The organism is Sporosarcina gallistercoris (assembly GCF_014836415.1).
Classification (GTDB): Bacteria; Bacillota; Bacilli; order Bacillales_A; family Planococcaceae; genus Sporosarcina; species Sporosarcina gallistercoris.
Genome location: NZ_JACSQY010000003.1, coordinates 273,028 through 286,923 on the forward strand (window position 1 = coordinate 273,028; position 13,896 = coordinate 286,923).

15 protein-coding genes and 1 tRNA gene are annotated in these 13,896 nt (G+C 44.4%); 14 read left to right on the forward strand and 2 right to left on the reverse strand.

The features are described from left to right. Positions 1-26 precede the first annotated feature (26 nt). A complete protein-coding gene (uvrC, locus tag H9659_RS06650) occupies positions 27-1,829 on the forward strand; it encodes an excinuclease ABC subunit UvrC (RefSeq protein WP_191689143.1) in 1,803 nt (600 codons plus the stop codon). Positions 1,830-2,279: 450 nt separating this feature from the next. Here uvrC and H9659_RS06655 read toward each other — a convergent pair whose 3' ends face one another. Then, positions 2,280-2,696 carry a DUF2507 domain-containing protein gene (locus tag H9659_RS06655; RefSeq protein WP_191689144.1) on the reverse strand — a complete coding sequence of 139 codons (417 nt, stop codon included), beginning with the start codon at positions 2,694-2,696 and terminating at the stop codon, positions 2,280-2,282. Between the two features lie 230 nt (positions 2,697-2,926). Between H9659_RS06655 and H9659_RS06660 the strand changes: the two genes are divergently transcribed. The 13 genes from H9659_RS06660 to H9659_RS06720 all read left to right on the forward strand — a co-directional run bounded on the left by H9659_RS06660 (position 2,927) and on the right by H9659_RS06720 (position 12,496). Continuing rightward, positions 2,927-3,535, forward strand: coding sequence for a succinate dehydrogenase cytochrome b558 subunit (locus H9659_RS06660; protein WP_225217697.1), 609 nt, complete (start codon positions 2,927-2,929; stop codon positions 3,533-3,535). Between the two features lie 43 nt (positions 3,536-3,578). Next, positions 3,579-5,327, forward strand: coding sequence for a succinate dehydrogenase flavoprotein subunit (gene sdhA, locus H9659_RS06665; RefSeq protein WP_191689145.1), 1,749 nt, complete (start codon positions 3,579-3,581; stop codon positions 5,325-5,327). Between the two features lie 55 nt (positions 5,328-5,382). Next, the gene (gene sdhB, locus H9659_RS06670) at positions 5,383-6,183 is read left to right on the forward strand and encodes a succinate dehydrogenase iron-sulfur subunit (RefSeq protein ID WP_191689146.1); all 801 of its coding nucleotides are present in this window, start codon (positions 5,383-5,385) and stop codon (positions 6,181-6,183) included. Between the two features lie 343 nt (positions 6,184-6,526). After that, entirely contained in the window at positions 6,527-6,982 is a 456-nt protein-coding gene (locus H9659_RS06675) for an acyl-CoA thioesterase (RefSeq protein WP_191689147.1), read from the forward strand. A gap of 65 nt (positions 6,983-7,047) precedes the next feature. After that, entirely contained in the window at positions 7,048-7,269 is a 222-nt protein-coding gene (locus H9659_RS06680) for a helix-turn-helix domain-containing protein (RefSeq protein WP_025783277.1), read from the forward strand. A gap of 163 nt (positions 7,270-7,432) precedes the next feature. Beyond that, complete coding sequence (locus tag H9659_RS06685; RefSeq protein WP_191689148.1) at positions 7,433-7,822, forward strand: RDD family protein; 390 nt, start codon at positions 7,433-7,435, stop codon at positions 7,820-7,822. Between the two features lie 202 nt (positions 7,823-8,024). Continuing rightward, positions 8,025-8,432, forward strand: coding sequence for a MarR family winged helix-turn-helix transcriptional regulator (locus tag H9659_RS06690; RefSeq protein WP_191689215.1), 408 nt, complete (start codon positions 8,025-8,027; stop codon positions 8,430-8,432). Between the two features lies 1 nt (position 8,433). Then, positions 8,434-9,240, forward strand: coding sequence for a glutamate racemase (murI, locus tag H9659_RS06695; RefSeq protein WP_191689149.1), 807 nt, complete (start codon positions 8,434-8,436; stop codon positions 9,238-9,240). A gap of 154 nt (positions 9,241-9,394) precedes the next feature. Next, positions 9,395-10,153 carry a ribonuclease PH gene (gene rph, locus H9659_RS06700; protein WP_191689150.1) on the forward strand — a complete coding sequence of 253 codons (759 nt, stop codon included), beginning with the start codon at positions 9,395-9,397 and terminating at the stop codon, positions 10,151-10,153. Continuing rightward, positions 10,150-10,764 carry an XTP/dITP diphosphatase gene (locus tag H9659_RS06705; RefSeq protein WP_191689151.1) on the forward strand — a complete coding sequence of 205 codons (615 nt, stop codon included), beginning with the start codon at positions 10,150-10,152 and terminating at the stop codon, positions 10,762-10,764. The genes rph and H9659_RS06705 overlap by 4 nt, the downstream gene beginning before the upstream one ends. Further along, a complete protein-coding gene (locus H9659_RS06710) occupies positions 10,761-11,264 on the forward strand; it encodes a metallophosphoesterase (RefSeq protein WP_191689152.1) in 504 nt (167 codons plus the stop codon). The genes H9659_RS06705 and H9659_RS06710 overlap by 4 nt, the downstream gene beginning before the upstream one ends. 76 nt (positions 11,265-11,340) lie before the next feature. After that, positions 11,341-11,414 (forward strand) — tRNA-Arg (locus H9659_RS06715). Between the two features lie 575 nt (positions 11,415-11,989). Continuing rightward, positions 11,990-12,496, forward strand: coding sequence for an antirestriction protein ArdA (locus H9659_RS06720; protein ID WP_191689153.1), 507 nt, complete (start codon positions 11,990-11,992; stop codon positions 12,494-12,496). A 286-nt stretch (positions 12,497-12,782) separates the two neighbouring features. Here H9659_RS06720 and H9659_RS06725 read toward each other — a convergent pair whose 3' ends face one another. Further along, positions 12,783-13,748 carry a polysaccharide deacetylase family protein gene (locus H9659_RS06725; RefSeq protein ID WP_191689154.1) on the reverse strand — a complete coding sequence of 322 codons (966 nt, stop codon included), beginning with the start codon at positions 13,746-13,748 and terminating at the stop codon, positions 12,783-12,785. Between the last annotated feature and the right edge of the window lie 148 nt (positions 13,749-13,896).

Consider the following 13,896-nt stretch of genomic DNA (forward strand, 5'->3'; position numbering starts at 1 on the left):
CCGGTTTTTTTGGCAGGTGATTCCAGATGAATGAATTGATCCAAAATAAGCTCGCAATCCTACCTGATATGCCAGGATGTTATATGATGAAAGACCGGCAAGGGACCGTAATCTATGTAGGCAAAGCGAAGGTTTTGAAAAATCGTGTCCGCAGTTATTTCACAGGTTCCCATGATGCGAAAACCCAAAGGCTTGTTACTGAAATCGAGGACTTTGAAACGATTATCACGTCTTCGGATATTGAAGCGCTGATCCTTGAATTGAATCTGATCAAACAGTACGATCCGAAGTACAACATCATGCTGAAAGATGACAAAACCTATCCTTATTTGAAGCTTACAGCAGAACGGCATCCGAAACTGATCGTCACGCGCATCGTGAAGAAAGATAAGGGACGGTATTTCGGCCCGTATCCGAACGTCACAGCAGCGACAGAAACAAAAAAGCTGTTGGATCGTTTGTATCCATACCGGAAATGCCATACGCTGCCGGACCGAGTTTGCCTGTATTACCATCTCGGTCAATGTCTGGCGCCATGTGTCCGTGATGTGCCAAAAGAGACATATAAAGAAATGACAGACGATATCGCACGTTTCTTGAATGGCGGATATAAGAACATGAAAAAAGAGCTCACCCAAAAGATGAATGATGCCGCTGAAAACCTCGAGTTTGAGCGAGCAACTGAATATCGGGACCAAATCTCCAGTATTGAAACCGTTATGGAAAAACAGACGATGACGATGCACGATTTCAAGGATCGCGATATTTTTGGCTATGCTGTTGAAAAAGGTTGGATGTGTGTACAGGTGTTCTTCGTGCGCCAAGGTAAACTCATCGAACGTGACGTGTCTCTGTTCCCTGTGTACCGAGACCCGGAAGAGGAACTGTTGACATTCATCGGACAGTTTTATAGTAAGCTCTCGCACATCAAACCAAGTGAAATCTTGCTTCCGCCGGGAATTGATCAGGAACTCGTCAAGCAACTGTTGGAAGTGAATGTCTATATCCCTCAACGCGGGAAGAAAAAAGACTTGGTTCAGCTTGCAAATAAAAATGCGTCCATTTCGTTGAAGCAAAAATTCCAATTGATCGACCGGCAAGAAGAGCGGACAATCGGAGCGTGTGAAGAATTAAGCGATGCTATGAACATCTCAATTCCGTTACGGATTGAAGCGTTCGATAACTCACATACACACGGGGTAGAGCCGGTTTCTGCGATGGTCTCCTTTGTCGATGGAAAACCGAATCGAAAAGACTATCGTAAATATAAGACGAAAACAGCGGCAGCGCATGACGACTATGGCGCAATGCGTGAAGTCATACGCCGACGCTATACGCGAGTCTTGAAAGACAATCTGCCATTACCGGATTTGATTGTGATCGATGGCGGAAAAGGGCAGATGGGGATTGCGCGGGAAGTTGTGGAGGATGAACTTGGGCTATCCATTCCGATTGCGGGACTTGCGAAGGATGACAAACACCAAACTGCTCAATTGCTATATGGATCACCGCCTGAGCTCATCCCATTGAAGCGTTCGAGTGAAGCCTTCTATCTGCTTCAGCGGATCCAAGATGAAGTCCACCGATTCGCAATCACATTCCACAGACAGCGTCGTGACACCGGCTCGCTCGTATCTACGCTCGACGGTCTTCCCGGCGTCGGACCGAAGCGCAAGCAGAAATTGCTGAAGCATTTCGGATCTGTTAAGAAAATTAAAGCGGCGACAGAAGATCAGCTTATCGAAGCAGGACTTCCTAAATCAGTCGCTGAGTCGGTCGTTGAATATTTTGCAGAGAAAAACAAGCCTGAAGAGCAAGCGAAAGAGTAAAGGAACGGGCTTAGCCCGTTCTTTTTCATGAAATGGCCGGGGTTGTTTCTATTATATTGGAGTCGCGTAGGGCAGGTGATCATAAAGCGTGGAAAGTGCTCATAAAAACGTTGAAGTGCTCATAAATCATAAAAAGTGCTCTTAAACTTTGAAAAGTGCTCATAAATCCTGAAATCCGCTCATAAATCATAAAACATGCTCATAAACCGCGAAAAGTGATCATAACGACTTCGATAGTCCTCCCTTTACGCGCGGCATACTCTGTTGGAACTCGGATTCCACGCTCGTGAAAAGTGCACTTGACCAATTAAAACGAAGTACTATAATGTGCGCTTCGCCAGGCGAAGCGATTGTATGAAAAAGAGAAAAATATTCCATCGGTCAGGCGATGACAACTATCTCTACAAAAAACTGGAGTATGAGGAATCACTCATACTCCAGCTTAAAAACTCATTTACCAATCGTATAGGTTTCATCCCAACGGACTTGCAAGACGATCTGACCGGATTTCTCATCCCGCGCGCCATAACATTCCGTCAAGCAGCCGTTAGCGATTTGGTATTGCTCAGCGAGGAATCCGGACTCCAAGTGATACGAATCCTTCGTAGCTGGAGAAGTAATTCGCTCTGACAATTCGTAATCGGCTTCTTCTTTGCCCGAACTCGCTAAACGTAAATCGCCCCAACCAGCTTCTTTGAAAAATTCAGGGATTTCATTGACGGAAAAGACAGGGAACTTACGGGCAATCTCTTTTCCTGCCCAATACAAAATATCATCTTCATGTTTACCGAGAATGCCGGGGATCACATGGTCTCTCAGTAGTTCGTAGCCGAATCGTGTCGGCTCTGCAGTTGATTCGTGTGCCAAAACGCGAGCATCCCTTTCGTGTCTATCAAATTACCTCTCATGGTATGTCAGTAGATTTGCAACTAAAAGGCCAAATGAACAAGCGCGTCACCTTGACCTTCCCAATATGGAGGAGTACAATGTACATGTTATTATATTGTAACATGAAGAGACGGACCGTCAAACATTCGCTTGTCGTTTTATCAGGTAGAAAAAGACATCCGGCTCATAAATAAGGGAGGGTAAATCACTTGGTGAGAGAATCAGAGTTTTACTGGCGCCGCCTACATTCATTGCTTGGAATTATTCCAATTGGGTTGTTCGTGACGCAACACTTGATCATCAACCATTTTGCAACAAGAGGTGCAGAATCATTTAACACAGCGGCGCACTTTATTGAAAATCTGCCGTTCATCTATTTCCTGGAATGGTTCGTCATCTACATACCGCTCATGTTCCACGCGTTTTACGGAGTGTATCTGGCATTTACTTCGAAAAACAATGTGCAACGTTATGGAACATTCCGTAACTGGATGTTCATGTTGCAGCGTGTTACTGGAGTATTCCTTGTCATCTTCATTGCATGGCACATTTACGAAACACGTATCCAGAAGCTATTCGGTGCGGAAGTGAATTTCGACATGATGGCAGAGATTTTCTCTAATCCATTAATGATCGTCTTCTACGCACTCGGTATTCTTGCGGCTACTTTCCACTTGGCGAACGGAGTTTGGTCATTCCTAGTTACTTGGGGATTGGCTCAATCACCACGCTCACAAACAATTGTTACGTATGTAACATTAGCGATTTTCGTTATCCTATCAGTAATCGGAATGCGCGCACTATTTGCATTTGCTTAAGAAACAAACCGTTATTATGTAAACTTTGAGGAGTGAAACAATAATGTCAAAAGGTAGAGTGATTGTCGTCGGTGGCGGTCTTGCCGGCCTAATGGCGACCATCAAGGCATCAGAAGAAGGCGTCGGAGTAGACTTGTTTTCCCTCGTTCCTGTAAAACGCTCTCACTCCGTTTGTGCTCAAGGCGGCATTAATGGCGCCGTGAACACAAAGGGTGAAGGGGATTCCCCTATGATTCACTTTGATGATACGATTTACGGAGGAGACTTCCTTGCGAACCAGCCTCCTGTAAAAGCGATGGCTGAAGCAGCACCAGGGATCATCCACTTGCTTGACCGTATGGGCGTTATGTTCAACCGTACTCCGGAAGGTCTATTGGACTTCCGTCGTTTCGGCGGAACCATGCACCACCGTACTGCGTATGCAGGTGCAACAACTGGTCAGCAGCTCCTTTACGCTTTGGACGAGCAAGTCCGTGCGCAAGAAGTTGCGGGTCTAGTTCAGAAATTTGAGCATTGGGAATTCCTCGGTGTTATCTTGGATGACGAAGGCGTTTGCCGAGGTATCAAAGCTCAAAACCTTAAAACGATGGAAATCAAAGCATTCCCTGGTGACGCTGTCATTATGGCAACGGGCGGTCCTGGAATCATCTTTGGTAAGTCGACGAACTCTGTTATCAATACAGGTTCAGCAGCTTCCATCGTTTATCAACAAGGGGCAAAATATGCAAACGGAGAATTCATCCAAATTCACCCGACTGCAATTCCTGGAGACGACAAACTTCGTCTTATGAGTGAATCTGCACGTGGTGAAGGCGGCCGGATTTGGACTTATAAAGACGGTAAGCCTTGGTACTTCCTAGAAGAAAAATATCCAGCTTACGGTAACCTTGTACCGCGTGACGTTGCAACACGTGAAATCTTTGACGTATGTGTGAACCAGCGCCTAGGGATCAATGGTGAAAACATGGTGTATCTCGATTTGTCTCACAAAGACCCGCATGAGCTTGACATCAAGCTTGGTGGAATCATCGAGATTTACGAGAAGTTCACTGGAGATGACCCACGTAAAGTTCCGATGAAAATCTTCCCTGCAGTTCACTATTCAATGGGCGGACTATGGGTCGATTACAATCAGCATACTTCAATCCCTGGATTGTTTGCTGCAGGTGAATGTGATTACTCACAACACGGCGGTAACCGTCTAGGTGCGAACTCATTACTTTCTGCGATTTATGGCGGAATGCTTGCTGGACCGGAAGCCGTTAAGTACATGAAGGGTCTGGAGCACTCTGCAGACGATATGCCTTCTAAAATCTTTGACGACGCTGTGAAAGAAGAGCAAGTGAAGTGGGAAGCGATCCTCAACATGAAGGGAACTGAGAACGCGTATGTGATTCACCGCGAGCTCGGCGAACTGATGACTGAAAACGTAACGGTTGTTCGTTATAACGATCGTTTGGAAGCTACGGATAAAAAGATCCAAGAATTGCTTGAGCGTTGGGAAAATATCAACATGACGGATACTCAACAGTGGTCGAACCAAGGTGCGACGTTCACTCGTCAGTTGAAGAACATGCTGTACTTGGCTCGTGTCATCACTCTTGGTGCGCTGAACCGTAACGAAAGCCGTGGGGCTCACTACAAGCCGGACTTCCCGGAACGCGATGATGAGAACTTCTTGAAAACGACGATTGCAACGTTTGACGGAGAATCTGCACCAATCTTAACGTATGAAGACGTGGATGTTTCGTTGATTCCACCTCGTAAACGTGATTATTCTTCATCTAAGTAAAATAGAGACTCGATGAGTAGGACGATAATTCCGCATCGAAAGGAGACTGACGGTAATGAGTGAACAACAAACAGCTGTTCAAGAACAAGCAGCTCCAGCTAAAACAGTGATATTCGAAATCCAACGGCAAGACACACCTGAATCTGCGCCGTATATGGAATCGTTCGAAGTTCCTTATAAAGCGAATATGAACGTCATTTCTGCATTGATGGAAATCCGACGTAACCCTGTGAACGCTAAAGGCGAAAAGACAACGCCGGTCAACTGGGACATGAACTGTCTAGAAGAAGTTTGTGGAGCGTGTTCAATGGTGATCAACGGACGCCCGCGCCAGTCTTGTACTGCACTGGTCGATCAGTTGACACAGCCGATTAAATTAGAGCCGATGCGTACGTTCCCGGTTGTTCGTGACTTGGTTGTCGATCGTGAGGGAATGTTTGACTCCCTTAAGAAAATCAAAGCATGGATTCCGATTGACGGTACGTATGATCTCGGAGAAGGTCCGCGTATGCCTGAGCGCAAGCGTCAGTGGGCATATGAGCTTTCCAAGTGCATGACGTGCGGTGTATGTCTTGAAGCATGCCCGAATGTCAATGACCAAACGAATTTCATGGGTCCTTTTGCGATCTCTCAAGTACGTTTGTTCAATACACATCCAACGGGTGCACAAAACAAGGATGAGCGTTTGTCAGCTTTGATGACAGATGGCGGACTTGCGGAGTGCGGTAACTCACAGAACTGTGTAGTGGCTTGTCCGAAAGGGATTCCTTTGACAACTTCTATTGCGGCTATGAACCGTGCTACGACTGTTCAAATGTTCAAGAACTTCTTCGGAAGTGACCATATGGTAGACTGATGTCTACATGAAGACTGTCCGGAAAGTCAGCAAAAGCTGATTTCCCGGGCAGTTTTTTTGTTGGAATGAATTCTGGTAGGGTGTTGATTTTGGTTTCAGACGGACGCGTTCCGAGGGGGCACGGATGATAAGCCGCTTCAGTCGCTGCGCTCCCTCCATGATCTCCCCATCGTGCTGATCCCTACGGAGTCGCTGTCTTCTACTACAATCAACGGCTAGTAGTGGAAGACGATGATTCCATTTCAAAAAAGAGTTCAAAGCAGAATCGCTACTTATTATCTGAGTTGTTTGATATAATGAAAGAATGAATGATCATTCACTTTATGGACTGGGGGAGAATAGAATGAAACAGAGTTATATAAAGGATTTTGAGGAGTGGGAAGCTGGGTTTCGGTATTCTGTGCCGATTAAGGTACGATTTTCGGAAACAGATATGTTTGGTCACTTGAATAATACGGTGACGTTTGCGTATTTCGAGCAGGCGCGGATTGACTATCTGCAGGAGTTAGGGTTGATGAATGATTGGCTGGATCCGTCGGGGGAGCGCATTCCGGTTGTGGCAGATTTGCAGTGTGATTATAGAAAGCAAGTGTTTTTTGACGAAACGGTTAATGTGTATGTTAAGGCGGATTCGATAGGGAAGAGTTCTGTCGAAATTCATTATATGGCGAAGAACGAGAAAGGCGAAGTCGTTTTCACAGGACGTGGTGCTATGGTGCAAATTTCAAAGAAAACAGGTTCGGGTGTTGCGTGGACGGAAGAGGAGAAAGATTTGTTCCGCGCAAAAACTAGGATTTAAGCCGGCACAGCCTTTCTCTATTTGGAATACTGTAAAGGGAAACCGAATAGGAGGGGCGCGTCTTGATGGAGGAGTTAAACAACCGATCTGTTCTCACGGGTAGGGAGCGGGAAATTTTTACTTTGCTCATAGCCGATCATACAACGAAAGAAATTGCGGGAAAGCTCGGCATCAGTGAAAAAACTGTCCGCAATCACATTTCAAATACGATTCAAAAGCTAGGCGTTTCTGGTCGAGCGCAAGCGATGATAGAACTGCTAAGACTCGGCGAACTCAGCTTGAATTAGTGACTGTGTACACTTAGGAAGGTTGCAGACTGTTCTGCAGCCTTTTTTTCGTCTGCAATATGATGTTTGTAGAGAGGTAGGATGACTTCGTATGTGCTAAACTGGAACTGCATAGCATTGCTTTTCGAAATTCGGATTGCCATATGGAATGGAGGAACTTCAATTGAAATCGATTACTATTAAACGGACGAAGGCATATTTCATTGACTTAGCAATATCGACTGCCGTAATTGGTGTAGCTGAATATTTTCTCCGCAAAAAGGTGAAGAATGAAGCGGTCCATGCTCTTGTGACTCCCTCTGTTGTCATGAGTACTCTAGAATGTGCTCAATTGCTGAGAAGTGGACAGACAGTCGGCTATAAGAAGATGGGATTGGTTCTGGAAAGTGAAACTGGAACTGACTTAAGTGCCGGCCAACTTATGAAACGTATATTTTATCGGGATACATTCAATTCGTTCCTATTCATAGGGAATCGCCGAAAGTTTGAAAAGAATGATGGAAAAACATTACCACACGATTTTTATGCAGGAACGATAGTAAAGGAAGTATAATAAGTATGTGCTGTCTGGTTGGATATGAAAGCGATGATTACGAAAAATTCCTATTCATTTGAAGAGGAAGATGGGAACTATGGCCAATGAGATATTAATTGCTTTTTTGTCGATTTAAGAGGAAAATAATAAGTAAACTCATGATTTGGAGCTGGTATCATTGACGAAAAAAGTCACAGCGAATCTTGAAGAAATTCATCACATGGAAAAAGATTTGCGTTACATTGCAGCCATCATAAAGCAACAAGGGCGCCAAATATTAAGTAATTATACGATCACCCCTCCTCAATTCATTGCACTCCAATGGTTATTTGAACATGGGGATATGACGATCGGGGATTTGTCGAACAAAATGTATTTGGCATTTAGCACAACGACAGATTTAGTGGATCGTATGGAAAAAAATGAGTTAGTGAAACGGGTCCGTGACGAGAAAGATCGTCGCGTCGTGAGGATCCATCTATTAGCGGAAGGCGAGCGCGTTATCGAAGAGGTGATTGATAAGCGGCGTGAATACTTGCAAGAAGTCGTCCAAAATTTTAATCCTGAAGAATTGTCAACGTTTACTGAATTACTTTCAAAACTACACGTGGAAATGAGCACAAAATAACATGAACGAATTATCAGATTTACCAATCGGCATCATCGACTCGGGAGTGGGCGGCCTTACAGTGATGGACGAGCTCCTGAGTCGCATGCCGAACGAACACTTTCTATACATAGGAGATGACGCTCGCTGCCCTTACGGCAACCGGTCTCCCGAAGAAGTCGTCAAATTCACACACGAACTAATCAGTGCACTCAATGATTTTGGTGTGAAAATGGTGGTCATTGCTTGTAATACTGCGACCGCGTTTGCCTTGGAACACGTTCGATCACTGTTCGACTTTCCGATTATCGGTGTCATCGAACCAGGAGCTCGGACAGCTGTGGAAAAATCGAAGACAAAACAGATTGTTGTTCTTGGGACAAGCGGGACTGTGAAGAGCCAGGCATATGACCAAGCAATTTTAGCGCTGGCGGCTGATGCGTCGATTCATGGACTCGCATGTCCTGAATTTGTTCCGATTGTGGAACGGGGCGTTTACAAGCTGGAGGAAGCGGATCGCGTTGTCGGAAAAACACTTGCGCCACTGGCTTCTAAGACGTTCGATGCTGTTATTCTAGGCTGTACGCATTTTCCGCTGTTATCACATTTCATCTACAAGCACTTACCTGCGGGAATTGAGCTCATCACATCGGGTTCGGCAACAGCGGATACAGCAATCCGTATTTTGGATGAACTGCAGCTTCAACGTGTAGCTCTTGCCGACCAACAGTCTAAGTTCTATACGACCGGACATCCGGCCCATTTTGAATTGATTGTTAAAGATTGGTTACATATAGAGGAGCCAGTAGTGGAGAAGCTCGTTCTTTAAAGTTCACCTGAATATGTAATTTGGACTTCAAATGGAAGCTTTAAAGAGATTCCAACTAACAAAAACACAAACCCGGCGAGATGGTTGCCGGGTTTTTGCATGCGTTCGAATGGTTATGTTAAAATGGAAGGATGAACAGAAAGAGGGAATATAAATGAGACATGATGGACGAGCGGTTGACGCACTAAGAGATGTGCAGATTGAAAAAGATTATTTACTTCATCCCGAGGGATCAGTTCTGATTACGGTTGGGAATACAAAGGTGATTTGTACGGCTTCAGTGGAGGATCGAGTACCGCCATTTTTACGCGGAAGCGGAAAAGGCTGGGTTACTGCGGAATATTCGATGCTTCCAAGAGCAACGGGCCAACGGACACAGCGTGAAGCAACGAAGGGGAAAATCGGTGGACGTACGATGGAAATCCAGCGTCTGATCGGCAGAGCGCTGCGAGCAGTGATTGACTTGGAAGCACTTGGAGAACGTACCATTTGGATCGACTGCGATGTCATACAAGCAGATGGCGGCACGCGTACGGCGTCGATTACAGGGGCGTTTGTTGCGATGGCACTTGCTACTGCAGGCATCGTTGAGCAGAAGAAATTGCCGAAGTTCCCGATAACTCAATACTTAGCTGCAACAAGTGTTGGTAAATCAGAACAAGACGAACTCATTCTGGATTTGGACTATATCGAAGATTCATCCGCAGCTGTTGACATGAACGTCGTCATGACAAGCTCAGGTGAGTTTGTGGAACTTCAAGGCACGGGAGAAGAGTCGACATTCACACGCAAAGAAATGAACGGTCTATTGGATCTCGCTGAAAATGGAATCCAGCAATTGATCGACCTGCAAAAACAAGCACTCGGACCAATTTGTGAACTGATTGAGTCAAAAGAGGAGGCTGCCCAATGAAACAAATTTTAGTGGCAACGAATAATAAAGGAAAAGTAAGAGATTTTGAAGAGCTGTTCAAGCCACATGGTATCGAAGTAATTTCTCTGAAAGATCTGGTCGAGCCAATTGAAGTCGAGGAAACAGGAACGACTTTCGAAGAGAATGCAATTCTTAAAGCAGAAGAAACTGCGAAGATCCTAGGAAAATGGGTCATCTCAGACGACAGTGGCCTCGAGATAGATGCATTAAACGGAGAACCAGGTGTCTACTCAGCCCGATACGCAGGGGAACCGAAAGACGATGAGGCCAATATCGACAAAGCGTTACACGGCCTTAAAGACGTTCCTGAGGGCTCTAGAGATGCACGCTTCCGTTGCGTATTAGCTATAGCGGGCCCTGGAATCGAAACAAAAACGTTCTCAGGAAGCTGTGACGGATCGATTCTTCTTGAACGTCACGGTGAAAACGGCTTCGGATACGATCCGATTTTCTACGTACCTTCAGAAGGAAAGTCAATGGCTGAATTGACACCAGCTGAAAAAGCTGCGATCTCTCACCGTGGAGTAGCGATGAGGAAATTCGAGAAAGAACTTCCGAATCTGATTGGCGAGGCGGGGATGAACGCATGAAATTGATCGTAATGAGCGATTCCCATGGTGATTTGGAAACAATTGAAGCAATCCGCAGCCGGGAATCCGATGCAGATGCAGTTTTCCACTGTGGGGATAGCGAATTGGCGGTAGATGCGGAGATCCTGCAAGGCATGGAAATCGTCCAGGGCAACTGCGACTGGAACGCAGGGTTTCCTGAGTCAGTCGTTGCTGAAGTGGACGGTCAAAAAGTCTTGATGGTGCACGGTCACCAACATGGTGTGAAAGAATCTCTCATGCAGTTGAAATACGCTGCAGAGCAAGTGGGCGCAAGTATTGCCCTATTCGGTCACTCTCACCTATATGGAGCAGAACTGCAGGATGGCGTGCTCTACGTGAACCCAGGGAGTACATTACTTCCTAGAGGTGAACGAGTGGCAACATATGCAGTCATCGAGCAAGACGATTCCCTGAAGGTGACTTTCCGCAGTCCGGACAGTGGAGAAGCGGTAGAAAAAGTTATTTTCACAACAAGTTAAAAACCTGTTGACTTTAATTCATTCTTTGCCTATAATAAAACCTGTCGTTCAAATCATTTATGAGTTTGACGCAGTTGTCTCAGTAGCTCAGCTGGATAGAGCAATGCCCTTCTAAGGCATCGGTCGGGGGTTCGAATCCCTCCTGGGACGTTAAGAGGTTCAGATACAACAATTTACACTTAACGAGAAAACGTCAATCCCTTTAAAAATTAGGGGTTGACGTTTTTTTGCTTATTGACGATAGGTTGAAAAAAGAGAGAAAATCAAATAGTGCTACACAAATACTACACATGTGCTTTGTCGAATCAGATCTAGATTTCACTACCCCTTTCAAAATTAGCTTTGTTGTTATAATCCTGTCAGAAAGAACAATCAGGATGGTCAATATTAAAAATAGCAAACCAATGACTACGAAACCAGAACATTATTTAGCGGCGCATTTCATTTTTGAAAAGGGCTTTTTGAATATTTCTTGATACTTTTATTGAAATACAAAAAATGTATTGTTCAGCGATTAATAATTATACAGAAAAATTACCAAAAATTACACCTATTTATAAAAAAGATGAAATGCTATATTGAATTACGTGAGCAATGAATACAATGTGTCATACTTATGCACGTGAAATCCTGTTCAAACTTTGCTTTAATTCTTATTTATTCTATGAGTTTTAAATTTTCATGAATGGCAACCCAGTAACACAAGGAAAGGATATGAAAAACATATGTTGAATCTGTACACGGCAAATCTTGCAGAATGTACCGCGGGTAATTTGGAGGGTGAGTGGATTTCGCTTCCAACGGAGATAGAAACCATTGATGCTCATCTGAATGCAGTGTTAGGTGTCAATAAGGGAATAGTCATTCGTGATTATGAAAGTTCCTTACCGATTGAGGTCCGTGAAACCGATGACATCTATGAGTTGAACCGTATCATGCAGTACCTTGCAGCGGTTGCAAAGACGGAAAGAGAAATCATTGCTTTGATAGCCAAAACTAAAGGACTGGAATTGGCACAGGTGATACAGATACATCAGGATGGCGAGTATATGGCTTTCAACTGTCATAATTTGAAAGAACTTGGTCAATATCTCTACGATGAAGGTTTCCTATCCTATAAAATCCCTAAAGAAGTCGTGGATTTCGTTGATATGGAAAAACTCGCATCCGATTGGTTAAGTAAAGGTGAATTTGTAGATTTATCCAATATTGGTTATTACATTACGTATTGAAACTTTCCCATGACACTCATATAAGGCACTTATAATAGAACTATTAAAAATAAAAGTAATGAATACGCCCTGTAATATAAGATGATTTGAAAGGTTATATCTTTCAAATCATCTTTTTTTTCCAAAAGTAGCGTCAAGTTATCCCATTTTAATTAGGATGAAAACTAATTGTTTTAGCTGTAAAAAAGAATACCAGCACGCCAATACACAGGTCTCTTGGTTTTGAGATACGCGAGTCGGACCCTGTATTTGCCGGGTTTTAGGCAGCAGTGATCGTGACCAACCATCAATCGATATGCTCCACGCGCTCTTCACTCATTAACTCACTAACCGTGCCTAGTTTCATGCCTTTCTTTTTGGTTCCTTCAATGATTGTTTCCAGCCCGTCGGAAGTCGGTTGTGTGGGATGCATGAGGATCATCGAACCATTTTCAACTTTCGATAACACTCTAGTGACCATCTCAGTAGTATCCGGTTTTTTCCAATCTACCGTGTCCACCGTCCACAAAATCGTTTTCATCTTCAGATCATGTGCTACATCAATGGTCGTTTGATTGAAACTCCCACTTGGCGGAGCAAACCACTGCGGCTTTACACCGAGGGTCGCTTCAATAACCTCATTTGTTTTGGATAACTCAGTTACGGTCTCCTGACGAGAACGATTGGCGAGATTGGGATGGCTGTATGCGTGGTTCCCGATTTCATGACCTTCCATACTGATCCTAGTGAGAATGTCCGGATTCCGTTTCACCCAACTGCCATCGAAGAAGAAAGTGGCTTTGACCTCCGCCTGCTTCAATGTGTTCAACATACTTGGAATGTACTCTTCACCCCAGGCAACGTTGATCAATAAGGCGGCCATCGGTTTTTCCGGATTGCCTTTATAAATAGGAGAGGGAGGAAGGTCGTCTAAATGTATTTTTGGCGGGACTTCTTTAAATACAAGATGATCCGTATTGAAATCATTTGAATCCAGCATTTTCTGATATGATTTTTCAACATCGACAGTCAACCCGTTGTAACCAGGAATCGCTTTCCAAACCCGGTCAATCTTAGCGTCGATTGGCTTGACTTCATAGTCCTTTGCGTAGGATTCGATTGCTTTGTGAGTAACATCCGATCCAACGTCCGATATTGAATGATTGGATATCGTCATCATTGTTTCTGTTAGTGTTGAGTTTTTTTGATTGCCTAGGATAATGACAGCGAAGCATGCGACTAGCACAAACACCAATAGAAGAAATCGTTTCATAAGATCCCCCTGTTTCGAAGTTGTAGTGACTCCATCATGGTGTGCCCTTAAATTGGTTATTCATGCAGGAAGTGAATGTGGGGGAATACGAAAAACAAAAAAACAGAGAAGCTTAAACTAAGCCGCTCTGCCTTTTTGAATTCGGACT

Bases quoted from the DNA above. Each gene is read 5' to 3' on its own strand.
- murI (WP_191689149.1), top strand. From the start codon at position 8,434: ATGAACGAATTATCAGATTTACCAATCGGCATCATCGACTCGGGAGTG.
- H9659_RS06680 (WP_025783277.1), top strand. From the start codon at position 7,048: ATGGAGGAGTTAAACAACCGATCTGTTCTCACGGGTAGGGAGCGGGAA.
- sdhB (WP_191689146.1), top strand. From the start codon at position 5,383: ATGAGTGAACAACAAACAGCTGTTCAAGAACAAGCAGCTCCAGCTAAA.
- H9659_RS06720 (WP_191689153.1), top strand. From the start codon at position 11,990: ATGTTGAATCTGTACACGGCAAATCTTGCAGAATGTACCGCGGGTAAT.
- H9659_RS06710 (WP_191689152.1), top strand. From the start codon at position 10,761: ATGAAATTGATCGTAATGAGCGATTCCCATGGTGATTTGGAAACAATT.
- rph (WP_191689150.1), top strand. From the start codon at position 9,395: ATGAGACATGATGGACGAGCGGTTGACGCACTAAGAGATGTGCAGATT.
- H9659_RS06705 (WP_191689151.1), top strand. From the start codon at position 10,150: ATGAAACAAATTTTAGTGGCAACGAATAATAAAGGAAAAGTAAGAGAT.
- uvrC (WP_191689143.1), top strand. From the start codon at position 27: ATGAATGAATTGATCCAAAATAAGCTCGCAATCCTACCTGATATGCCA.
- H9659_RS06675 (WP_191689147.1), top strand. From the start codon at position 6,527: ATGAAACAGAGTTATATAAAGGATTTTGAGGAGTGGGAAGCTGGGTTT.
- H9659_RS06690 (WP_191689215.1), top strand. From the start codon at position 8,025: ATGGAAAAAGATTTGCGTTACATTGCAGCCATCATAAAGCAACAAGGG.
- sdhA (WP_191689145.1), top strand. From the start codon at position 3,579: ATGTCAAAAGGTAGAGTGATTGTCGTCGGTGGCGGTCTTGCCGGCCTA.
- H9659_RS06725 (WP_191689154.1), bottom strand. From the start codon at position 13,748: ATGAAACGATTTCTTCTATTGGTGTTTGTGCTAGTCGCATGCTTCGCT.